General features: G+C 38.1%; 22 protein-coding genes. 18 read left to right on the plus strand and 4 right to left on the minus strand.

Going from position 1 to position 22,236, the window contains the following annotated elements:
- Nucleotides 1–56: 56 nt before the first annotated feature.
- The 4 genes from GI584_RS01570 to GI584_RS01585 all read left to right on the plus strand — a co-directional run bounded on the left by GI584_RS01570 (nt 57) and on the right by GI584_RS01585 (nt 3,746).
- Nucleotides 57–995, plus strand: a complete 939-nt coding sequence (locus GI584_RS01570; protein WP_153789999.1) for a carbohydrate ABC transporter permease — start codon at nt 57–59, stop codon at nt 993–995.
- A 2-nt stretch (nt 996–997) separates the two neighbouring features.
- Nucleotides 998–1,843, plus strand: coding sequence for a carbohydrate ABC transporter permease (locus GI584_RS01575; RefSeq protein WP_153790000.1), 846 nt, complete (start codon nt 998–1,000; stop codon nt 1,841–1,843).
- A 220-nt stretch (nt 1,844–2,063) separates the two neighbouring features.
- Entirely contained in the window at nt 2,064–2,597 is a 534-nt protein-coding gene (locus GI584_RS01580) for an NADPH-dependent FMN reductase (protein ID WP_153790001.1), read from the plus strand.
- Between the two features lie 690 nt (nt 2,598–3,287).
- Complete coding sequence (locus tag GI584_RS01585) at nt 3,288–3,746, plus strand: VOC family protein (protein WP_153792882.1); 459 nt, start codon at nt 3,288–3,290, stop codon at nt 3,744–3,746.
- A gap of 85 nt (nt 3,747–3,831) precedes the next feature.
- Here GI584_RS01585 and GI584_RS01590 read toward each other — a convergent pair whose 3' ends face one another.
- Entirely contained in the window at nt 3,832–4,155 is a 324-nt protein-coding gene (locus GI584_RS01590) for an ArsR/SmtB family transcription factor (RefSeq protein WP_153790002.1), read from the minus strand.
- 387 nt (nt 4,156–4,542) lie between these two features.
- Here GI584_RS01590 and GI584_RS01595 point away from each other — a divergent pair, with 387 nt between their 5' ends.
- From GI584_RS01595 to GI584_RS01610, 4 genes are all read left to right on the plus strand, one after another.
- Entirely contained in the window at nt 4,543–5,529 is a 987-nt protein-coding gene (locus GI584_RS01595) for an ABC transporter ATP-binding protein (protein ID WP_228552318.1), read from the plus strand.
- Nucleotides 5,526–6,380, plus strand: coding sequence for an ABC transporter permease (locus GI584_RS01600; RefSeq protein ID WP_100362343.1), 855 nt, complete (start codon nt 5,526–5,528; stop codon nt 6,378–6,380). Before GI584_RS01595 ends, GI584_RS01600 begins: the two co-directional genes overlap by 4 nt.
- Nucleotides 6,381–6,573: 193 nt before the next feature.
- A complete protein-coding gene (locus GI584_RS01605; RefSeq protein WP_153790003.1) occupies nt 6,574–7,074 on the plus strand; it encodes a DNA-deoxyinosine glycosylase in 501 nt (166 codons plus the stop codon).
- Nucleotides 7,075–7,176: 102 nt separating this feature from the next.
- Nucleotides 7,177–7,377 carry a hypothetical protein gene (locus tag GI584_RS01610; protein WP_100362341.1) on the plus strand — a complete coding sequence of 67 codons (201 nt, stop codon included), beginning with the start codon at nt 7,177–7,179 and terminating at the stop codon, nt 7,375–7,377.
- A gap of 66 nt (nt 7,378–7,443) precedes the next feature.
- Here the strand turns inward: GI584_RS01610 and GI584_RS01615 are convergent, their stop codons facing one another.
- Nucleotides 7,444–8,520 (minus strand): glycoside hydrolase family 11 protein, encoded by a 1,077-nt coding sequence (locus GI584_RS01615; RefSeq protein ID WP_153790004.1) that lies wholly within the window; start codon nt 8,518–8,520, stop codon nt 7,444–7,446.
- A gap of 347 nt (nt 8,521–8,867) precedes the next feature.
- Here GI584_RS01615 and GI584_RS01620 point away from each other — a divergent pair, with 347 nt between their 5' ends.
- The 4 genes from GI584_RS01620 to GI584_RS01635 are packed head-to-tail and all read left to right on the plus strand — an operon-like array spanning nt 8,868 to nt 12,656.
- On the plus strand, nt 8,868–9,836 hold the full coding sequence (locus GI584_RS01620; RefSeq protein WP_100362339.1) for an ABC transporter substrate-binding protein: 969 nt from the start codon (nt 8,868–8,870) through the stop codon (nt 9,834–9,836).
- 3 nt (nt 9,837–9,839) lie between these two features.
- On the plus strand, nt 9,840–10,844 hold the full coding sequence (locus tag GI584_RS01625) for a FecCD family ABC transporter permease (protein WP_153790005.1): 1,005 nt from the start codon (nt 9,840–9,842) through the stop codon (nt 10,842–10,844).
- Nucleotides 10,841–11,869 (plus strand): FecCD family ABC transporter permease, encoded by a 1,029-nt coding sequence (locus GI584_RS01630; RefSeq protein WP_153790006.1) that lies wholly within the window; start codon nt 10,841–10,843, stop codon nt 11,867–11,869. Before GI584_RS01625 ends, GI584_RS01630 begins: the two co-directional genes overlap by 4 nt.
- 1 nt (nt 11,870) lies before the next feature.
- Nucleotides 11,871–12,656, plus strand: coding sequence for an ABC transporter ATP-binding protein (locus GI584_RS01635; protein WP_153790007.1), 786 nt, complete (start codon nt 11,871–11,873; stop codon nt 12,654–12,656).
- A 130-nt stretch (nt 12,657–12,786) separates the two neighbouring features.
- Here the strand turns inward: GI584_RS01635 and GI584_RS01640 are convergent, their stop codons facing one another.
- Nucleotides 12,787–13,518, minus strand: a complete 732-nt coding sequence (locus GI584_RS01640) for a GTP pyrophosphokinase (protein ID WP_100362335.1) — start codon at nt 13,516–13,518, stop codon at nt 12,787–12,789.
- Between the two features lie 358 nt (nt 13,519–13,876).
- On the opposite strand from GI584_RS01640, the gene GI584_RS01645 reads away from it, so the two are divergent.
- From GI584_RS01645 to GI584_RS01670, 6 genes are all read left to right on the plus strand, one after another.
- Entirely contained in the window at nt 13,877–14,680 is an 804-nt protein-coding gene (locus tag GI584_RS01645; protein ID WP_153790008.1) for a peptidoglycan-binding protein, read from the plus strand.
- Between the two features lie 225 nt (nt 14,681–14,905).
- Nucleotides 14,906–16,339 (plus strand): RNA-guided endonuclease InsQ/TnpB family protein, encoded by a 1,434-nt coding sequence (locus tag GI584_RS01650; RefSeq protein WP_153790009.1) that lies wholly within the window; start codon nt 14,906–14,908, stop codon nt 16,337–16,339.
- 274 nt (nt 16,340–16,613) lie between these two features.
- The gene (locus tag GI584_RS01655) at nt 16,614–17,546 is read left to right on the plus strand and encodes a TraB/GumN family protein (protein WP_153790010.1); all 933 of its coding nucleotides are present in this window, start codon (nt 16,614–16,616) and stop codon (nt 17,544–17,546) included.
- A gap of 69 nt (nt 17,547–17,615) precedes the next feature.
- Complete coding sequence (locus tag GI584_RS01660; protein WP_153790011.1) at nt 17,616–18,605, plus strand: zinc-dependent alcohol dehydrogenase family protein; 990 nt, start codon at nt 17,616–17,618, stop codon at nt 18,603–18,605.
- 184 nt (nt 18,606–18,789) lie between these two features.
- On the plus strand, nt 18,790–19,617 hold the full coding sequence (locus GI584_RS01665) for a DUF7587 domain-containing protein (protein ID WP_153790012.1): 828 nt from the start codon (nt 18,790–18,792) through the stop codon (nt 19,615–19,617).
- 21 nt (nt 19,618–19,638) lie between these two features.
- Nucleotides 19,639–20,259 (plus strand): hypothetical protein, encoded by a 621-nt coding sequence (locus GI584_RS01670; protein ID WP_153790013.1) that lies wholly within the window; start codon nt 19,639–19,641, stop codon nt 20,257–20,259.
- Between the two features lie 48 nt (nt 20,260–20,307).
- Here the strand turns inward: GI584_RS01670 and GI584_RS01675 are convergent, their stop codons facing one another.
- Nucleotides 20,308–21,399, minus strand: a complete 1,092-nt coding sequence (locus GI584_RS01675) for an MFS transporter (RefSeq protein WP_153790014.1) — start codon at nt 21,397–21,399, stop codon at nt 20,308–20,310.
- Nucleotides 21,400–22,236: the final 837 nt, after the last annotated feature.

Raw genomic sequence — 22,236 nt, forward strand, 5'->3', positions numbered from 1 at the left:
TCATCTTATTATGAGATGACTTCTACCTTAATTCCTTAATTGTTGGAGGTGTAAACATGCCAGAGCAGGCTGATGTAGCGAAATATAACAGTAAGAGTGACAAGCTGCATAAACAATGGAAGGTCGATTTGATTGGGTTTGCGTTTATTGCACCATGGTTAATTGGCTTTTTAGGTTTTATTATAGGGCCTATGATCGCATCCTTGTATTTTTCTTTTACTAATTATGATTTATTATCTTCACCTACGTGGATTGGATTAGATAATTACATAAATATGTTTACAAATGATAGTAGATTTTGGCAAGCAATAAAGGTAACATTTATCTTTGTCTTTGGTAGTGTTCCTCTTAAATTAGCCTTTGCCTTATTTGTGGCGATGTTATTTAATACAAAACGTCGAGGCGTAGGGTTATATCGAACGTTATACTATGTGCCCTCTATTCTTGGAGGAAGTGTAGCGATAGCGGTAGTGTGGAAGCAACTGTTTGGTCGTGATGGTGCGATCAATGATATTTTATCATTGTTTGGGATTCCTTCGGTTAGTTGGGTAACGAGCCCTGACTTTGCACTTTCCACACTAATCATTTTAGTTGTTTGGCAATTCGGCTCACCAATGCTTATTTTTTTAGCTGGTTTGAAAGCGATACCGGCAGAATTGTATGAAGCAGCAGCTGTTGATGGAGCTAGTCCGCTTCACCAATTTATCAAAATAACAATTCCTATGTTATCGCCAGTTATCTTCTTTAATTTAGTGATGCAGACGATTCAAGGGTTTATGGCATTTACACAAAGCTTCTTGATTACGGAAGGTGGACCAATGGATCGTACATTATTCTATGCTGTGTATTTATATGAGAAAGCTTTTGCCCATTTTGATATGGGGTATGCATCCGCATTAGCTTGGATATTATTATTAATTTGTGGTATCTTTACGGCATTTATCTTTCGTACAGCTAAAAGCTGGGTCTATTACGAATCGGAAGGAGGTAAATAAGGATGAAAAGACAGAAAAATCTCAAAACACTTATTTATCACGGATCAATTTGGGTATTAGGTCTGTTTATGATTTATCCCATATTGTGGACCATTGCGAGTTCCTTGAAACCTGAAAATGAAATATTTCGCAATGCAGCATCCTTAATTCCTTCAGAAATTAGATGGGGCAATTATTTACAAGGGTGGGAAGGGTTTGGTGATCTTAGCTTTGCCACTTTTTTCATTAACTCGACATTTGTAACTACAATGGTCGTGATCGGGACCTTATTATCATCGACATTAGTTGCTTTTGGATTTGCAAGGGTGAACTTCCGATTTCGAATGCCATTATTTGTATGTATGATTATTACGTTAATGTTACCTCAACAAGTAACGTTAATCCCCCAATATATTTTATTCCATAAACTTGGTTGGGTAAATACTTACTTACCGTTAATTGTGCCGGCATTTATTGGTGGGATTCCATTTTTTATCTTTTTAATGATTCAGTTTATCCGTGGTATCCCTCGTGAATTGGATGAAGCGGCATATATGGATGGTTGTAGTACGTTCGGGATATTTTGGCGTGTGATCTTACCTTTAACGACGCCTGCTTTAGCGACGGTTGCGATCTTTTCTTTCTACTGGACTTGGGATGATTTTATGACACCATTAGTTTATTTGAATGATACGAAACTATATACTGTTGCGTTAGGTTTGCAGATGTTTTCCGATCCTGCATCTTTATCTGCTTGGGGACCAATGTTTGCGATGTCTGTGGCATCGATTATTCCGCAGTTACTAGTATTTTTATTCTTTCAAAAATATTTAGTAGAAGGAATTACAGCTGGTGGTGTCAAGGGATAAAGGTAGGGTAAATAACTGTCGAAAGTGTGAATGGATCAGACTTTATTCAAACCAACATGTGTTGGCTTTGAAGTAAAGTCCCCCTTTGTATGTTTGTTTAAATATATGGAAAAGTCAACAAATTTTTAAATCAATCAAAGTCCGATCCTGAGCATGAAATTTGAAGAGGACTGAACTTAATGAGATAGTTACTTCAATATAAAGGAAGAAGGTGTAAACAATGGAGTCAAATAAAGTCATTGTTGCTTTATCTGGCAGTATAAGAGGCAATTCATCAACTCAAAAGTCACTGAAAAGTCTTGAAAAATACATGCCGAAGGAGTTTGACTACATCATTTATGATGGCCTTCAAAAACTTCCTCATTTTAATCCGGAACTAGATGAGGAGACACCTCCCGAAGAAGTCCAATCTTTTAGATTACTGTTAGATAAAGCAGACGGCGTGGTTATTTGTACACCTGAATATATAAAAGGTGTACCGGGAGTTTTAAAAAATGCGTTGGAATGGTTAGTATCATCAGCAAATCTATACACAAAATCAGTAGCAATTATTACTTCTTCGGGAGGAGGGGAAAATGCACATCAAGCATTACAACTTAATTTAAATATGCTTAATGCTGATGTGTCTGAAGGTCGTACATTATTAATCTCAGGTGCCAATAGCAAACTGAGCGAGAGCGGGGAGTTTGCAAATCACGAAGTTGTTAAATCACTTAAGGACTTAATAAGTAATTTAATAGAACAGACCAAGTAAATATTTCATCACTAGCAACAAAAAGATCGTCAATTTTGGCGCTCTTTTTCTTTGATAAAATTCATCTTCTGAAGGAATCTTCGCATGAAGTGATGGTACTCTTCCAAAATACACTGGACTATTTTGGCTATCTTTTCAAGTAAACCTCCATAGAAAAAATTACCTTTTTATCAGTAATTCTATTTTTGAGTTTTTTATTGGTAGACTTGTTTATTATTGCATATATGTTAAAACAAGGGACTGTGCCTGCATTTTTAGTTCATGGAATAATTGGTATGGTGGCTACCTTAATAGCCCTAAAAAAACAAGTAAAATCTATGGCAAACGTAAAATAGATATCAAACCAGCCTTTGGATTGTTGAAGGTTAATATTCGTTTACTCGTATTTAAGTGAGAGGAAAAGCCAAAGTAGAAAAAGAATTGGTATTTGCATTCATTGGAAGTACATCACCATAGAGTAGCTAATAGGAATAGAATCATTTTAACTGACGCGAGGAGCAAAAAATTATAAACTCTCATCGAATAGAAGAAGTTATTAATAAACATTTGACATTGTAACGGTATCCTTGACCAGTCTAAAGAAAAATTGGTTTAGAAACTACAACATCGTGTTAGCTTACTCGTTTTGATAGAGCTCTTCATCTTTATGCTAAAATGAGTGGTGCAATATATTTTAAAGGAGGCGTAACATTGTCAATCAAATATGCTCATACAAACATTGTAGCTAAGGACTGGCGGAGATTGGCTGACTTCTATGTTAATGTTTTTGATTGTAAGTACTTAGATCCAGAAAGGGACCTGTCGGGCAAGTGGATCGAAAATGTGACGAAAATTGATAAAGTTAGAATCAGGGGAGTACATCTTGCTTTACCGGGATACAGGGAAGGAGGACCTACTTTAGAAATATTTGAATACACTCCAGAAAGCCTTCGAATTCAACAGCCGCCGCAGATAAATGATCAAGGTTTTACACATATTGCATTTGTTGTTGATAATGTGGCTGAAGTTTTAGCTAAGGTCATTAAAAACGGTGGCAAGAAATATGGAGAATTAGTAAAAAAGGAATACGATTCTCTCGGAATATTAACAGTGGTTTATGCAGTAGATCCAGAATGCAATATTATCGAAATTCAAAATTGGGAGAAGTGAATGATAAGGCAATTTTTGGCGGTAAGTTCAATTTATATAATTAAAAGAACCAAGCGAGTTAATCAACACAATTGGTTCTTTCCAACTATTCGTTATCTTCTTCTACATATTTTTTTAGAGCAGATAGTTTAACGTCCCAATACTGTTCAAAAAACATAAGCCAAACTTTTATTTCAACAAGTGGTTCTGGTTTGAGCGTATATCGAATTTCACGTCCAACTTTTCTACTAGTAACAACGCCAGCATTTGATAAAATATGGAGGTGCTTATTAACAGCGGTACGGCTTATTGGGGAATAATCTGTTATTTCGGCAATAAACATTTCCTTATTATCAAGTATTTTTAAAAGGGTCCGTCGGTTAGGATCGGAAATAGCTTGAAAAACATCATGTTTAGCTTGGTCAGACATACTACGCCTCAATATATGTTGGTAGTTTCTCTTTTGCAATTTGATCCCAACCGCCATCCATGGTTTCGCGAATTTTTAATTTTTCTTCGATCAAATCATTTCATACCTCCTACAAATAAATAACACCTATTAGTGTCAAATGTGATTCTCTCATTTTATATTTAAGTAATATCAAAAGATTTAACTAAAACTTAGCTTGTTCAATAGAAATCAACCAATTAAGCCATGCTATCAGCCGAACATTGTCACTTGCATTGATGTTCTAAAATGAAAGAGAAAGCTCTTTTATTTATTAAAAAATTGTTAGGGGAGTTACTAGGATTAACTTTTTAAGTAAAGGAGACATCTCGGTTTAGGCAGCAGAGCTAAAAGGGGAGGATAGGACATTTGGCAATTATCGCGAGACAGAAAGGAAAGGGTGGATTTATGACGGAGAAAGTTCGATCGGAAAAGGAAATGCATGTGATTGAAGTACATCAGTTAAAGATGCGCTACGGGAGAGTTGACGTGCTGAAGGGTGTGAATTTCAACGTAAGACGTGGCGAAGTGCTCGCTCTTCTTGGTCCCAATGGTGCAGGAAAGACGACTACCATTGAAATTCTTGAAGGTTTCCGTATTCCTTCAGGTGGGGAGGTCAATGTTTTAGGTGTCTCTCCAAAAGAAGGAGATGAATCGTGGCGAGCACAACTAGGTGTTGTCATGCAGTCTTGGAGAGATCATCCGAAATGGAAAGTGCATGAATTGTTAGAGCATTTAGGTAGATATTATGAGCCGTATGCTACCACAAATCGCTCACGACCAATGGATGCTGGTGAATTGATGGAGAAAGTCGGTCTGCAAGAACAATCGAATCAAAAGGTGAGTAGCTTGTCCGGTGGTCAGCGCAGGCGGTTAGATGTAGCCATCGGATTGATCGGCAATCCTGAAATTCTGTTTCTAGATGAGCCGACTACAGGATTCGATCCGCAAGCTCGTCGTGATTTTCATGAGGTGATTAGGCGCTTGTCAGTGTTTGAGGATACTACGATTTTATTGACTACTCACGATTTACATGAAGCTGAGAAACTGTCCGATCGTATTCTGATTCTAGCAGATGGCAGAATCGTTGCTAATGGTAGTGCCGAGCAATTGGCCGAGCAAGTAGCTGGTGCTTCTGATGTGCGGTGGATGGTGAACAATGAACGCTTCCGACAAGAAGTAACGGATGCACCTTCATTCGTCCAAAAATTGTTTGAAGAGCATGGTGATGCTATTACCGATTTGGAAGTGCGCAAAGCTAGCCTAGAAGATACCTATATTAAAATGGTTCAACAGATAAAAAGTAACGGAAGTTTGGACGATACACTGGCTAACTTTGAGGAGGGAGCAGAATGAATCCTGTCTTACATGCGGCTAAACTAGGTGTACTGCGCGGCTGGATCGAGTTTAAACAGATGCTCAAAAGTCCTCAAGAGTTTGGCTTTAATATCATTATGACTATTGTGTTTTTGATTGTGTTGTATTTTCAACGGAATAACACAATTGAAGGAACTGATATGGCACTAGCGATGTTTGCACTTCCGAGTATACTTGGAATGCTAGTTGTTTTCGGTGGTTTTATGGGTGCTGCTACAACGTTAACATTTGAGCGGGAAGATGGAACACTACTTCGAGCAAAGGCGACACCGAATGGTATGGTTAGTTATTTGATCAGCAGAATTATTAGTGTGACGACTTATTCTCTAGTAAGTGTGATCATGTTGCTGATACCTGGATTGTTTTTAATTAAAGGGTTGGCAGATACCTCTTGGAGCGGTTGGTTGATGCTGTTATTTATTTTTATCATTGGCATATTAGCTACTCTCCCTTGGGGAGCTGTTGTTGGATCATTGGTTAAAAGTACTAGTTCTTCCTTTAATTTGACGATGTTGCCGATCGGTGCCTTGACAGCAATCTCTGGTATCTTTTATCCGGTCACTAGTTTGCCAGATTGGTTACAAGTCATTGCTCAGATTTTCCCCGTTTATTGGCTAGGTCTTGGCATGCGGGCGGCATTATTGCCGGAAACTGCTGCACTGGCTGAAATTGGAGAATCCTGGCGCTATCTCGAAATGTTCGGAGTGCTTGGCATTTGGATTATTGCGGGTTTTCTGATCGTCCCAAGAATATTACGTCGAATGGCACGCAAAGAATCCGGCTCTACCTTGGAGAAACGCAAGCAAGAAATGATGTCCCGTGGTTATTAAACAGAATTTTGAGATTAAAATTAATGAGCTTGACCCTTTGGCTTTTCGTTGTCCGAAGGGTCTTTTTGTGGTAATAATATCATAGGGTTATTACCTCATTTTTAAATATGGTAGAAGTTTATTATAGCTGAGCTTTTTATGTTAACACCAAAATATCATATTAAGTGTGGATTTCAAAATAAGGAGGGATACTATGGCTAATGAAAAAATATATTCTTTAGAGCCGATTGTTGATCAACGATCTCGTGTTCTAATCCTTGGCTCTATTCCGGGGCAGCAATCCTTGATGAAACAGCATTATTATGGTAATTCACGAAATCATTTCTGGCCGATATTATTTGAAATTTATGAGAAAGAGTGGATTAATGACTATGAAGAGAGAATTGAATTTTTGCGTAATAAACAAATTGCTCTGTGGGATACTATTGGATCCTGCTATCGAGAAGGTAGTTTGGATTCAAAAATAACAGAAGCGGAACCTAACCCAATAGAAGAATTACTAGACACATATCCTAATATCCAAAGAATAGGGTGTAATGGTACGAAATCCTATCAAGTCTTTCGTAAATATCTTTCCTATTTGATAGAGCGGGTTAAAGTGACTAAGTTACCTTCAACAAGTCCAATCCCTGGTCGTTATAATAAAACTTTTGAAGAAAAAGTGGATATATGGAAGGAACTATTGGAGATTTAATGGTTAATAGAGCAGGTGATAAAGCTTATCAAAAGACTGATTTCATTTAAGGGTTTGAGACACTATTACTACTATCTATATAGAGAAAGAAGGATACTAATAATGATCATAAAGAATGCAGCAACATTGAAGAAAGACTATTTTATTTCTTATATGAAGCTCATAATGAATACAATGAAGTGTTCCATTCATCAGGCAAAAGAAATGACATTTGATCGACTATTTAAAAATGATCCAGAGCGATTAGGTACAACAAGTTATCAAGAATTTCTTATCGCATATGAGGAATTAAAAGGATGTTAAATAACATCCCAGCGAGAAAACTCCTCGCTAGGATGTTATTAAAAACTATTATATGCTACTATGCTTCTAGTGTATCTCCAAATAATCAATCAAAGCATCCCACGTATCGTCATCAGATGTTACAACGAGCTCAATCTCTTGATCTCCAGTTCCATGGCTGACATTGTCTATCGTATAGACGGCTGGGTTGTTTCCGCCGTAGTAGAACGTACCTTTTGTCTCTCCACCTATTTTTAAATCGACTCTGGCCATGTTGGAATTGTTTGAAGCACCACGGAGTGAGAAACTATGGGTGCCATTTGCAAAATACTGCGTGTATTTAACTGAATCATTATTGGCATATAAACCGACCCCGTTGAATGGTGAGCTGATATTGCCGGTATACTGACCGCTTTTCGTCATATCTTCCGCTTCTACTCTTGTAGTGTTACCATCTTCACCGTCACCGCCGGATCCTCCGCCGATAGTAAGTGTATTACTATACACATCAGCGCTACCACTACTTTGATAACCTTCTACCGTCAGCGCAACTTCATACATGTTACCCATTTCCATTCCTAAACTTTCCCATGCTTTAAAGTGTTCGCTAACAGATATAGTCCCGCTCGTACGTTTCGATCTCCTAACACTCCAATACTGCTGAAAAGTTGCCGTACCTATAATGGAAGGTTGGTTAGTTCGAGTAGTTTCATAGATGTCATAGGTGCCACCGTCAACGGTAACGGTGCCCTTTGCTGTTCCACCTGGTGGACGCCAGTCGCCCCAGCTATCGACGATATAATACTCGACGAGCGGGTCAACCGTCCACCCGTAGACCGTTAAATAGGAATTGCCGTTTGGCTGATAGTTTGCTCCATAGTTTATCGATATATTTCCAATTTCCTGGTGTGTCTGTGTCTCATCAAATTTCTTGCCTTTGCGGAATAATATATTGTTGACATTATTCCACTCGGCACTGAACGTACCACCGCTATTGAGTGTCATACTTCCGGATCCACCACTGTCTTTCCAGAATTCATAATCGTAGCCATCATGGGTGCCAGTTTCATTGCTAGTGACCGCTGCATTTACATTTACTGCAGGAATTGTGAGTGCAAAACAAACTAACATGACAAAAAGAAGCTTCATACTTTTTCGTTCCATCGAATTCCTCCTTTTTTTATAATGCAATTAGTCCTTACGATGATGCTGTGCAGACCTTAAGTAGGTCACATTCTTCTTAACACCTCCTCTGTAATTTTGTAAGCGATTTCTTTGGTGTGCTTTGATAGTACCAAAATTATTTGGTAATTTTAACCATAAAAACTATATATGATATTTAAGAAATTAAAGTTTTAATGGCGAGGTAATTGATAGATATCATTTACTGAGTGTAGACACGGAAGGTTCAATTAACTATAATTATCCAATTTTAACTTTACATATTAATATAACTCAATTAATATATAAATAGTAATGATTACGATTTGTTTGATTGGAGGAGATGTAAAATGGTGAATCGGAACATATTTTTATGTATATGTATAGCAATAATCCTTTCTGCTTGTTCAAATTCCACAACGGATAATGCTGAAATCGATAACACAGAGTTTGAAGCTGAAACGATAAGTTTAATAGACGATTTGGGAACAGAGTTAGTATTTGACTCACCACCAGAGAGGATCGGTTGTTTAACTGAAATATGTGTTGACACTTTAAAACAATTGGGGCTAACCCCTGCTGCTGTAACAGGTGATGGTATTACAAGTGAATCAGAATTTTATGGTAATGAAGCTATATCAATTCCAATGATAGGAGGTTCTTTTTTTGAACCGAATGTGGAGGATGTTTTTGCTCAAGAGCTAGATCTCGTAGTAGGCCTAGGAGGAGTTCACGAAAACATTAGAGAAGCCCTAGGAGATAAAATTCCATTGTATATTGTGTCACCAGAGACGTATGAGGATTCACTTCAATTTGTAATGGACTTAGGACAAGCTCTTGATAAAGAGAGTGAGGCTGAACATGCCGTTCAATCATTTGAAACACATCTTGAAACGCAAATGGATCGTGTAACTGAAAAGCGAACCGCACTAATTATGTACGGATCTGACACTAATTTTGGAATAGATACGCAAACATCTGTTGTAGGTTCTATGTTAGCGCAAATAGCTAATTATCCTTGGACAACCGATAATGGTGATGGTGGTCACAGTAGTGGAAGTGCACAATTGTCTTTAGAAGAGATCTTGAAGGAAGACCCAGACGTTTTGTTTTTGGAAACCTTTAGTTTTGGGGACGATGATCCATCTCTTTCCGAGCAATTGGCGAGTAACCCTGTTTGGGGAGAACTAAAAGCTGTAAAAACAGATAATGTTCATGAAGTTCGAACAAATATCTGGGCAAATGGCCGTGGAATAGGGTCGTTAACGATTATTTTAGATGAGGCAATGGAACTTTTGTATCCTAATTTGGAATCGTAAAAAATGACAAACAAGAGAATACACAAATCGATTTATATAGGGTTGGCGTTTTTTCTTTCAATAATATGTATATTCATCTTGTCATTGCAATTAGGCGAGCCAAGACTAAATTTGGTTACCTTAGGCAAGGTTCTAACAAATCAATTCGATGTTGAGATTCACCGGATAGTCGTTTGGGAAATTAGGATGCCACGGTCTATTATGGCAGTTATGGCTGGAGGGATGCTTGCCTTAGCTGGACATATCTTACAAGATACCTTCCAAAATGACCTTGCTACCCCTGAATTAGTTAGTGTGACTGCAGGATCATCTTTTGTAATGGCTTTTATCACCGTTTTTGGTTTACCAGTCTTATTTACAGTACAACCTTTTCTGGGGCTTTTGGGTGGCCTTATTGCAGGTGGAATAGTTATAGCAAGTGCCAAAAATTCTTTTAAAAGAGGAAGTATCATTCTACTTGGTACAGCTGTTTCTGCATTTTTAAATGCTCTTATCATTATTATTATTGTTTTAGGGAAAGAAAACCAAATAGGGTTATTATTTTTCTATTTGGCTGGCAGCCTGTCTGCTCGAAATTGGAGCCATGTTTTTAACTTGCTTCCTTGGTTCATCATTTTTGTGCCCTTAGCATTAGGGAGTGCAAGAAGTCTTAATGTGCTTCGTTTAGGAGATGAAGCAGCGGTAGGTAGAGGAGCATCTGTATTTAGAATGAAGATCCTACTGCTTGTGATTAGTGCAGGTTTAACAGCGGTTATAGTAGCTAATTGTGGACCAATCGGATTTATATCGCTTATTACACCACATTTAACCAAGCGCTTGCTTCGGACATCAAATGCAGCACTAGTATTACCTATAACGGCTTTATTAGGTGCACTTCTCCTTCTAACAGGAGACTTGTTAATGCGTACTTTGTTTTATCCAATAGAACTGCCTGTTGGTTTGTTGACGACTGTTATAGGTGGTAGTCTTTTTCTTGTACTGCTCTATAGAAGGAATGTGAGGACATGAGACAAAAAGATTGGCAGCTTAACGTTATTTTAATCATAGGTATTTTGGCTATTGGAATTGCGACGATGCTTTTTGGAAAAACACCTATTTCGTTATCTGAGTTGTTGTTAATTTTTAAGGGAGATGAAGCTAGTCCAGTTGTAGAACAAATTGTAATGCAGCTTCGTTTACCACGTTATATAATTGCTGTACTTGCAGGTTCTATGCTTGGTTTGGCGGGCGTTATTTTGCAAAGTATTACTAAAAATCCTCTCGCCGAGCCAAGTATTATCGGGGTAACCAGTGGCAGTGTACTCGCTGCAGTGTTAGCTATTACAATTGCCCCCTCATTTTTAACAACTTCAAGTGTATTACCTGTTTTTGCTTGCGTAGGTGGTTTAATTGTCACTCTTTTGGTGTTTTATGTGAGTAACAAAGCGGGGAATGGAGGTGTACATATTGCATTAATTGGCGTGTTGATGTCTTCCATTCTCCAGGCTACCACATCTTTTATCCTCTTAACGAGACAAGAGGCAATGGGGAGCGTTTTACTATGGGTCATTGGCTCTTTAAATGGAAGAGTTTGGATGCATGTTTATATTATTCTCCCGTTCGCTTTAATCGGTATTACACTTGGGGTATTATCAGCAAGTTTAACGAACGGATTACGATTAGGTGATACACAAGCTTCTCTTTTGGGTTTATCCGTTAAGAAAACACGTCTATTTTTACTTGGACTCTCAGCGGTTCTGACTGCAGGTGCTGTATCGGTTGTGGGTGCAATTGGATTTATCGGATTAATAGGCCCACATCTTGCCAAACGTTTTGTTGGAGAGGATGCTCGTAAAAGTTTTCCATTGAGCATTTTGATTTCTACTTTAATACTATCAGGCTCAGACTTTATTGCTCAAAACTTAGTTGTTGCTCTTCCAATTCCGTCATTTAATCAAGAAGCTCAACTGCCTGCTGGCGCGATTACAGCTCTGCTAGGGGCACCGTTTTTTCTTTATATTCTTCGCAAACATGTAGTGAAAAGAGGGAATTAATATGAATTCTGAAAAAATTTTAGCAAAAGAGCTTTCTTTTTCTTATGGAAACAGTGATATCTTAAAGGATATTAATGCCGTGATTAACAAGGGTGAGATTACGGTATTGCTTGGGGTTAATGGGAGCGGTAAATCAACTCTATTAAAAACAATAAGTAGATTACTAACGGCAAAGAAAGGAACTATTTATCTTGATGGTAAAGATATTGCTAACGAATCGAATCGAAGCATTGCTAAGAAATTGGCTATGTTGTCGCAAATTAATGAAACGCTTGACATGACAGTGTATGAGTTGGTTGAGCAAGGCCGATTTCCACATGCCGGGGCACTAAAGATGCTTCGTAAGCAGGACCATCAAGCGATCGACAATGCTTTAGAACGAACGAGCCTTCAGCACCTTCAACATCATTTTTTGAATGAACTATCAGGTGGAGAACGTCAACGAGCCTGGTTAGCTTTGGCACTGGCCCAAGAAACGGAAGTACTTCTATTAGACGAGCCGACTACCTTTATGGACGTGCATCATCAAATTAATATATTGAACCTGATAACTTCACTCAATAGAGAGGAAGGAAAAACGATTGTGATGGTACTTCATGATATCAATCAGGCACTGGCTTATGCGGATCGGGTCATTGTATTAAGAGATGGTCGTATTTATAATAGCGGGCCGCCACTAAAAGTCATTACTCCAGACATGCTTTTTGAAGTTTTTCAGGTTAAAGCCAACATAATAACTGATCCAGATTCTCATCATACTGTGTACGTCCCATATTCTATAATATAAAAAGAGGAATAAAAGATATTATAGTGGTTTAGTTTACTTTTTTAGTCAGATATCAAATATAACAAAACAAAGAGGATGCTCTACAAGTTGTTATGCACCAACCTTTTGGGCCATCCTCTTTTTGAAAATATTATGATTTTTCTCCATTATCAGCTAACAATGATAAAAATTCAGGAGGAAAGATAACCGGTTTTTGCTCATTGCCATTAAGGTGATCGTCTTCTTTGAGTTGATTTACTTCCTTATGAATTCTCTCCATTCGTTCATCTAACTCATTTGCAGAAACTGCAGCATCTCTTAAATCATCACGTAATGCTTTAGGGATAGATTTGTTATATTTATAGTAGATTTTATGTTCCAAACTTGCCCAGAAATCCATTGCAATTGTTCTAATTTGAATTTCAGCATAAACATTTTCTACCCGGTCTGACATAAAAATAGGTATCTGTACTATTAAGTGAAGACTTTTGTATCCATTTGGCTTTGGATTTTGTATATAATCTTTTTTTTCGATCAAAGTAATATCTTTTTGTTCAGTTAGCATATCTGCTACTCGATAAATATCAGTAACAAACGAACAATTTATTCGAATTCCGGCAATGTCACGGATGTTTTCCTGAATTAACGGAAGGTTTAAAGGCAGCTTTTTCTTTTGCACTTTTTTGAAGATGCTTTCAGGTGATTTGACTCGCGATTTCACATGCTCAATCGGATTGTAATCATGAATATGTTGAAATTCCTGTTGTAATATACTAATTTTTGTACTTACTTCTTCCACAGCAAACTTATAGGCCATCATAAATCGTACCATTTCTGTTTTCCAATGCATGACATTTTTCAGTTCTATTGAAGTATGTTCCATGTTGATTGTGAAATCTCCCTTCTGATTCAACAGCTTATCTATACAAAAGTACTAAATAATTATTTTGCTAAATCTACTTCTATTATCATAAAGTCATCAGCCCAAGTCAAAGAAAAGATTGAGGAAAAAGTGTGAAAAAACTATGAAGTTGGGTAATGCAGTGCCTTCCTTTTACAAGTACCCTTCCGCCACCCATATAGGAGAGATATACTTTTCTTTAGGCAGACCATATAGGATGCATTATTACAAAATAATGGATGATGGAGGGTCTAACGATGTGATTCTGATTTTTACATACAAGAAATATTCTTTCCTGTCGAATTCTCTTATGTAATGAGAAAACGGGGAGGAATTTTTTATGTTAAAGAGATTTAGAAACCTAATTATGGTTATGGTTGTTGGAGTCCTAATGATGATTTCAGCTCCAACACTTACAGAAGCTGCGATGGGGGATCGCATACTAGCTAATGGATCAACAGGGTCAGATGTAGCTGAATTACAAGATTACTTGATGACAAAAGGAGTATTCCCATACCATACCTCAACAGGGTACTATGGTGATATCACGGAAGAAGCAGTCAAGGATTTTCAGAAGAAACGAAACTTGAAAGTAGATGGTATTGCTGGTCCACAAACGAACAACGCGGTACAAGTGTTGCGAAAGGGCGACATTGGCAAACAAGTTATACACATTCAATACCAGTTGAAGGAAACAGGGCACTACAATTCAAGTATAGATGGTATATATGGATCCGGCACAGTGAGCGCGGTCAAGAGCTTTCAAAAACAACAAGGTCTAGCAGCCGATGGAATTGCAGGACCGAATACAAGATCAGCGTTAGATAGTTTAAGTGAGCGTGGTTCAGTTGCTGGAAAGACAATGACGGTGGAAAGCACAGCGTATACGGCAGGTTGTGACGGTTGTTCAGGTGTGACAAAGATGGGTCTTGATTTGAATACATATCCTGATGCGAAAGTGATCGCAGTTGACCCTAGTGTCATTCCACTTGGGTCTATTGTAGAAGTGGAAGGATATGGAGTTGCCATTGCAGCGGACATTGGCGGTGGTATAAATGGTAAATCAATCGATGTGTTTATTCCTAACCGTGACGATGCCCTCCAATGGGGACGTAAAGACGTACGAGTGAAAATAATTGAATAATTTATTTAAGCTGCTCCGTTTTAGCGGGGCGCTTTTTTTTATGAATGTTCGCCAAAAACTCGTTACTTTGGTGATGAGATGAATGGCGAACGGTTTTGACAGATCGTATGTTCTAATTTAAAATAATAAACAGGAACATATGTGTGTATTTTTTAGGCGAATGATGCCATTAGTTTTAAATCGTTTGTACAAGCTGCTTGAAGAAAATAGTGGGAGGTGAGGAATATGTACCGTACCCAACAAATTCGCATTAAAAAAGGGCATCGGCTCTATCCTTATTGTGATCATATCACGTTTTTAGCGAAAAACCTTTACAATGCCACCAACTTTCACATCCGTCAAATTTTTACAGCATTTGGTGAAGAAAAAACCCTTCAACCACTACAACAAGAAGTTTTCGACCTCATCGAACAACACCTTCCACAAATGAATGCAATCAAAAGAAAAACGGTAGAGAAGAAACGGGAAAAAGAATTAAAAAAGCCCATGGATCAACGCAAAGAGATCAAAGATGCCATGTTATTTGAGTATCCATCTTCTCAACATAAATGGCCTTCTTATGCCTTTTTAGATGGATTATTTAAAGCGTCAAAGAATGAGGATTATCTAGCATTACCTGGTCAAGTCAACCAACAAATCATGAAAATGGTGTTTCAAAATTGGAAGGCTTTTTTTGCCAGCCTCAAAGACTATCAAGTAAATCCTCACAAGTATACCGGTAGACCGAAACTCCCCAAGTATGCACCGAAGAATGGAAGAAAAACGTGTCTATTTTCCAATCAAGTATGTAAGGTGAAAGACAACAAATTTTTAAATTTTCCCCATATAAAAGAAAAACTGAATATTGGCAAGATAGGTCTGAAGGGGCAACTCCAACAAGTGAGGATTATACCGACTTATGGTGAATACACGGTTGAAGTGGTCATGGAAGAAGCGGAGAAAGAGCCAGTAGATCTTGATGAAAAGCATGTCATGGGGATTGATCTAGGTATTAATTGTTTTGCAACCATTGTCGATAATACAGGTTCCTCTCCTGTTATTATCAAGGGCAAAACGATCAAGAGTATCAATCAATATTATAATAAACAACGTGCACACTATTACCGAGTTTTACGAAACGGGCAGGGACCAAAAGACGGTTCCTTCCATAGTAAACGATTGCAGCGACTAGACCAAAAACGTTATTTCAAGTTAAAAGACGCCTTCCATAAAGCAAGTTTCCATATCGTTCAGTTAGCACTGGCGCGCAAAGTCAGCACGATTATCATCGGGGTGAATAAGGGATGGAAAAATAAGGTGAGCCTTCGCAAGCAGGACAAACAACACTTTCGATCTCTCCCCCATACGATGCTGATTCGTATGGTCGAGTACAAAGCAGAACAATATGGCATCCATGTTCAGCGCCAAGAAGAAAGCTACACATCAAAAGCTAGTTTGATGGATATGGATGAACTGCCCATCTATAAAAAGGGTGTTCAAACGAATGTTGTGTTTAGTGGCCGCAGAATCAAACGGGGGTTATATCGCACCAAAGAGAACACGTGCATTCACGCCGATGTGAATGCAGCGGGAAATATCATAAGAAAAGTAGTCCCTAACGCTTTTGCCGATGGGATAGAGGGCGTTGTGTCCCGCCCACTAATGTTAAGCATCGTTTGAAGTTGATACATTAGAAACTCGTCACTTTAGTGATGAGAGGTTCATGGAGAAACAGATGCTCTCATACGTATCAACTGTAGCATACAGTCATTTCAATTAGATCCCGCCCATGTCCTCCCAGCTTCTGGATGTTACTCTACTAGCTGTAGAGAAATGAAAAAAAACAGAACAAAATCAAGCTTTCAAATCAACTTAATGGATTATTTGACAAAAAAAGGAATAATTGATACTGTATATATTAATATACACACATGCACAATGAGGAGGCGGAATTTTGATAAGTAAAAAGAGATGGCTGCTTAGTGTAGTGCTGGTTGTTCTGGTAACTGTTACTGCTTGCCAAAGTCAGGATGAAATGACACGACTTGCCGAAAGTGAACATGAAGGGAACGGAGGATTCTTGTGGGAAGTAGTCCATGGGGATACAACAGTGTACTTGCAAGGGACGATTCATATTGGGCAAGAGGATTTTTTTCCTTTGAACACAGCATCTGAGGCAGCGTACAAACGCGCGGATGTGATCTTGCCCGAAATAGATTTGAATGCGCTTGATATCGAAGAAATACAACCGATGACCATGGAATTAGCTCTATATGAAGATGGTAGCAAGTTACAGGATCACATATCTCCCGAGTTGTACAATGATATTACCGAATTGCTCAGTATGTACGGTTTTGATATGCAGATGATCGAAAACCTCAGGCCGTGGTATGTGGAAATGATTTTGACCGAAATGATTGCAGCGGATGCAGGGTATGATACCAATTATAGTGTCGATCAATACTTTTTGGATCGTGCTGATGAAGATGGGAAGGAAGTTCAAGCACTAGAGAACTTTGAAGATCAATTGCAAATGTTTGCTAATTTCTCTCCTCAACTGCAAGAGGAAACTTTGTCTGCGGCAGTTAATGATCGGGAAGAACTGGTTGACGAGTATACGAACCTTGTTTCCTACTGGTTGGATGGTGATGTCGAAGGGATGCTGGACATGGAGACGGAGAACGAAGAATTTGATGGTTATCAGGAATACATGAGCCAAATGAATGATGCACGGAATATGGAGATGGCTGCTCAGATTCAACAAATCTTCGAGGAAAATTCCGGCCAGACTTACATGGTGATTGTGGGGACGATGCATTTTATTTTGGAACCGAGTATTGTGTCTTTGCTTGAAGATGAGGGTTACGATGTTGTACACGTATATTAATTGAACTACCATTTCGAGAAAGATGATACACTTAAATAAGTATAACTTTAATTAAGGAGAATTATTATTTTGAAAGCCAATTGTGTTAAGTTTTACGAAACTGGGAGTCCCCAAAACGTTCTGAAGGTCGAATCCAAAAATATCGATCCACCATTTAATGGGGAAATCCTTGTTCGTATGAAACTTCGCCCTATAAATCCATCTGATCTAATTCCTATCAAGGGAGCGTATTCCCACAGGATTGCTTTACCGACTATCCCTGGTTATGAAGGGGTTGGGGTTGTCGAAGACGTAGGAGATGGCGTGTCGAAAGAGCTAATTGGTAAGCGTGTGCTACCATTGCGAGGTGAAGGGACATGGCAGGCATATGTTAAAACATCTGTTGAATTTGCAGTGTCTGCCCCTGATTCTATAGATGATTACGTGGCATCTCAATTATATATAAACCCAGTTACTGCATGGATAGTTTGTACGGATGTCTTAAAATTAAAGCCAGGTGATATTTTAATCATCAACGCGGGTGGATCTTCTATTGGTCAGATTTTTGCTCAATTATCTAAAGTTATTGGGTTTCGTATGATTGCAGTAACCAGAAATAACAAATATACCAATGAGCTAATGGAATTGGGTGCATATTCTGTAATTAATACGACAGAGAGATCATTAAATAAATCGGTTATGGAATTAACGAATGGTTTAGGTGTCACCTCAGCTATTGATTCAGTAGGTGGTATGGAAGGGACAGAACTAGCCTTTTGTGTGCAACAGCACGGTATTTTCTTAACGATTGGTTTATTATCGGGGAACCCTGTAGATTGGAAAATTATTTCACAAAAGTCAACAGTAAAAGTTAAGTTATTTCATTTACGTCTTTGGAATCAACAAGTATCTATTCATACTTGGCAACAAACGTTTCAAAAATTGATTACCCTTATAACAGAAGAGAAACTAGCATTAAATACAAGCGGCGTTCCATACGATTTACTAGATGTAAAAGAAGCTGTTTCTATGTTCGAGTCTAGTAAAAGGGTTAAAGGGAAGGTTTTCTTAGCAGATTAAAAAGTAATACTTTAGTTTTGCATGTAACAACATGCCTTCATCGTCGTCGTTTTATAATTGGGTAATATTTCCTGTTTTTAAAAAAGTAACTAAATAACGTGGACTTTCCTCCGTACCTTTTCTATCATAATAGTATTAACAGACTTTCACATAAAATTAGAAATATATTAGAGGAGGAAAACTGTTGAAAAGAATAAAATATTCATACCTGCTATGCTTTCTGATGGCAATCATGCTTTTTCCGTTTTTACAGCCAGTACAGACAGCAGCTGAGGACACATCTTTTGCAGATATTACACCAGTTGCCACAGTAAGCACGGTTGAGGCTGATGAAGGTTTTTTGGAACCGATTACCGACTGGTTTGGTTCTATTGGAGAAAATGTTGAGGGCGCGTTCAAAGGGATAGAAGAGACGGTTACTGAAATTGTCAGCTACATAGGAGATCTGGTAGAAACTGTAGATGAGGCAATCTCTACATTTTCAAGTGGAAATACTTCCTCCGATGAAGTGAAGAAACTTCAAAATAAGGTGAATCAGGCGGATGACATTCTGGATGATCTCGGACTGAAATCTAATGAACATACAGTCTACCGTGTATTGCGGGAAGATGAAGATCCTGACAAAGGTATATTCGCTAAAGCACCGGAGAGAGAACACATAACAATTGCTGGTCATGTCAATAATGGTGGAAAACGGACATTTAAAGGGTCCAAATATATATCGACAACCAAAAGTTTTGATGTAGCCCTAGAGAACGCCACAAAAGATATAATGGATGACGGAAAGTCCCAGGATCTCCGAATTGTGCAGATTGATTTGAATAAGGTTACAGAGAAGTATTATGATTTAACAGATCCAGCAATACAGGATAAATATTTAGTCAACTCTAAAGGAGAACCATGGGAAAAGGTACGGAGATACGCCAACAAATCTCAGGAATTGCTTGTCGAAAAGTCCATTCCAGCAAATGCAATCACGCTAATTGGCCGTCCTTCCGAGTTCATGAAATAATATAAGAGGAGTGTTTTCAACGTGGACCAATCAACATTATTGGGTCAATTTATCGAATCAGAAATAAATTTACTTGTTGAATTGCGAATGGGTAATGGCATGGATGAGCAAGAATATAAAAATATGAAACGGACGTTTTCTCAATTAATGGAGCAATGGAACGATAAAGATTCCGTTCCACAAAAAGCCGTCCAGCCGATTATGGAAATCTGTACTGAACTGTATAACTCTTCTATGAATTACTCAGGCGAAGAGTCAGAGAGAATACGGAAGGCGACAGATTATATCAGTACTTGGAGACAGAAAGGACTTGCTGGTGATTATATACCAGACCAAACACAGGAGAATGTTATTTCAGGTCTTGTTGAACAGATCAATACGGATGGTAATTTTTTTAAAAAACTTGAACAAGGAAAGGGGTTGGACGAGCAGCAATTCGAAGGGATTTTTCGAGAACTAGTCAAGATCCATGACGAAATAACTTCTTGGGATACAATGCCAAAGCCGCTTGTCCGGGTTCTTATAGCTCTTTATGAAATGGATTTGCTTGTCATCAAATATGAGGATGAGTTTCACAATCAGGAAGAAGCGGATAAGATTTACGATGCATATGAAAGGGTTTTTGAACTGATTGCGGGTTAATGGCAGTGTGGAGGCTAATTGATGCCTCCACACAGGTAAAAGATAGTTTCAAGCACTATTTCTTAATGGACGTATGATAAAGAAAGCTGTCACGATCATCAGAACTATCGTAATTGCATAGACCACCTGCATTCCTAGCGTAAAAGCATTTTGTGCCGATTGAAGTAAATGCATCCCTGTTTCATTTGGAAGGCTTTCTACAATCCCCATTGCTGAACCGATATTTTCTGAGGCAATACTCATTGTTTCAGTTGGGATTTCTCCCGTCTCTGCTCTGTTTAGTGAGAATCGGTATATGATGGTGGCAATACTTCCTAGAAAAGCGATGCTAATGCCACTGCCAAACCCAGTTGCAACATCGGTTAAAGCGGAGGCAGAACTAGTTCGTTCCATTGGAGCTGAAGAAACAATCAGTTCGCTGCCTAAGGTCATAATCGGGCCTCCACCTAATCCTATAAGTGAAACGCCGGTTAAAAGCAGAGGAACATTAGAAATCAAAGTGCCAATGATTACGATGAATGCCCCTCCAATTGTAACGAAGACACCGAGAGCCATTGCTGTAGACACTTGGAAAAACCTTGTCAGTACAGGAGCAAGCATAGTTCCTATGACGGATGTGAGAGCAGGAAAAATTAAAAGAAGTCCTGCTATTGCTGTTGAAAACCCGGATACTCCCTGCAAGTATTGGGCAAAGAGCATATCTGGCGCGGTAAAAGCAAGTACCATAAGCAACATAGCAAGGAGTGCGATAGTCAAGGTTTTTAATTTAAATAAATTTAGATCGAGCAATGGATCTGTGAGCAGTTGTTGTCTTTTGATAAACAGCCTAGCAAAAAACAGCCCTACAGCTATAGACACGATATAAGTGATAGCAAAGCCAGTTTCAGCAATTTTTTGGAAGCCGTAAATTACGCCTAAGATGGCAACCAGTGAAAGTGCTACACTTAACTTATCAGGATTTTTAGCTTGTGGATCCCGGTATGTTGGCAACAACCAACTAAATATAAGGAACAATGCTGCAAAAGGAATATTAGCGAGAAAAGCAGCTCCCCACCAGAAATACTCTACTAAAAACCCTCCTAAAGGTGGGCCAAGTGCAGAACCGGCCGAAAAAGTACTGATGTAGAGGGCAATAGCCAATAAACAGTGGAAACATTAATACGATGAGCCCGCTCCATTCGCGCCAAGTTGCTTGAGAAGGTACATTCTTTATTTAATTAAATCATAAGTGGTACAAACCTTAAGATAGAAGGAATCACAAAAAACAGATAAAAGTTTATCACTATATAAAAGAATATCAAATTCATTCTCAAATGTTGGAATAACATTACAAGTTCATTTGAAGCGTTCATCTATTGACCTAAGTGACCTATTGGAAACATCGGGTAGAATACGATTCGTAAAGGGTGCTTATCAAGAGTCTGAAGGTAAATATATTCCAAGATCCGAAGAGTTAAATAAACGGTATATAGAATTTGTATCTAAGTGTATAGATAGTAATCTTCCATTGTCTGTTGCTACACATGATGAAAATATATTGATGGACTTAAAAGCAAAAGGCTGAGATGTTAGATGGGGTTCGACCTGACCTATTAAGATTTTTAAAGGAGGATAATATCGAGACTAAGGTTTATGTTACATATGGTAGTGAGTGGTATTTATATTTAGTTCATCGTATTGCTGAATATCCTCCGAATATTTATACTTTTATTTCTGATAATTGAACAGAATACCGATAGAGAAAAAATAAATACTAAATAATGAAATATTATTTTCTAATATTCTCTATAATTTAGAACATTCATTAATCGGGCACGATTGAGGAGCAACACAGGATAGAAAATGATCAAACTTTTTTATAAAAAATAAACTTAAATCTGCTGGAGGAGAATCCATTTTGATCAATCTTTTTTCAAAATGGATTCTTTTTATTTTTTGTAAAAGATGGGTTTGCGAGGTATTTTTGATCAAACTTTA

Origin of the sequence: Gracilibacillus salitolerans (assembly GCF_009650095.1) — a bacterium.
Classification (GTDB): domain Bacteria; phylum Bacillota; class Bacilli; order Bacillales; family Amphibacillaceae; genus Gracilibacillus; species Gracilibacillus salitolerans.

Bases quoted from the DNA above. Each gene is read 5' to 3' on its own strand.
- GI584_RS01650 (WP_153790009.1), top strand. From the start codon at position 14,906: ATGTACCGTACCCAACAAATTCGCATTAAAAAAGGGCATCGGCTCTAT.
- GI584_RS01570 (WP_153789999.1), top strand. From the start codon at position 57: ATGCCAGAGCAGGCTGATGTAGCGAAATATAACAGTAAGAGTGACAAG.
- GI584_RS01635 (WP_153790007.1), top strand. From the start codon at position 11,871: ATGAATTCTGAAAAAATTTTAGCAAAAGAGCTTTCTTTTTCTTATGGA.
- GI584_RS01615 (WP_153790004.1), bottom strand. From the start codon at position 8,520: ATGGAACGAAAAAGTATGAAGCTTCTTTTTGTCATGTTAGTTTGTTTT.
- GI584_RS01605 (WP_153790003.1), top strand. From the start codon at position 6,574: ATGGCTAATGAAAAAATATATTCTTTAGAGCCGATTGTTGATCAACGA.
- GI584_RS01620 (WP_100362339.1), top strand. From the start codon at position 8,868: ATGGTGAATCGGAACATATTTTTATGTATATGTATAGCAATAATCCTT.
- GI584_RS01630 (WP_153790006.1), top strand. From the start codon at position 10,841: ATGAGACAAAAAGATTGGCAGCTTAACGTTATTTTAATCATAGGTATT.
- GI584_RS01610 (WP_100362341.1), top strand. From the start codon at position 7,177: ATGATCATAAAGAATGCAGCAACATTGAAGAAAGACTATTTTATTTCT.
- GI584_RS01625 (WP_153790005.1), top strand. From the start codon at position 9,840: ATGACAAACAAGAGAATACACAAATCGATTTATATAGGGTTGGCGTTT.
- GI584_RS01640 (WP_100362335.1), bottom strand. From the start codon at position 13,518: ATGGAACATACTTCAATAGAACTGAAAAATGTCATGCATTGGAAAACA.
- GI584_RS01645 (WP_153790008.1), top strand. From the start codon at position 13,877: ATGTTAAAGAGATTTAGAAACCTAATTATGGTTATGGTTGTTGGAGTC.
- GI584_RS01580 (WP_153790001.1), top strand. From the start codon at position 2,064: ATGGAGTCAAATAAAGTCATTGTTGCTTTATCTGGCAGTATAAGAGGC.
- GI584_RS01600 (WP_100362343.1), top strand. From the start codon at position 5,526: ATGAATCCTGTCTTACATGCGGCTAAACTAGGTGTACTGCGCGGCTGG.
- GI584_RS01575 (WP_153790000.1), top strand. From the start codon at position 998: ATGAAAAGACAGAAAAATCTCAAAACACTTATTTATCACGGATCAATT.
- GI584_RS01590 (WP_153790002.1), bottom strand. From the start codon at position 4,155: ATGTCTGACCAAGCTAAACATGATGTTTTTCAAGCTATTTCCGATCCT.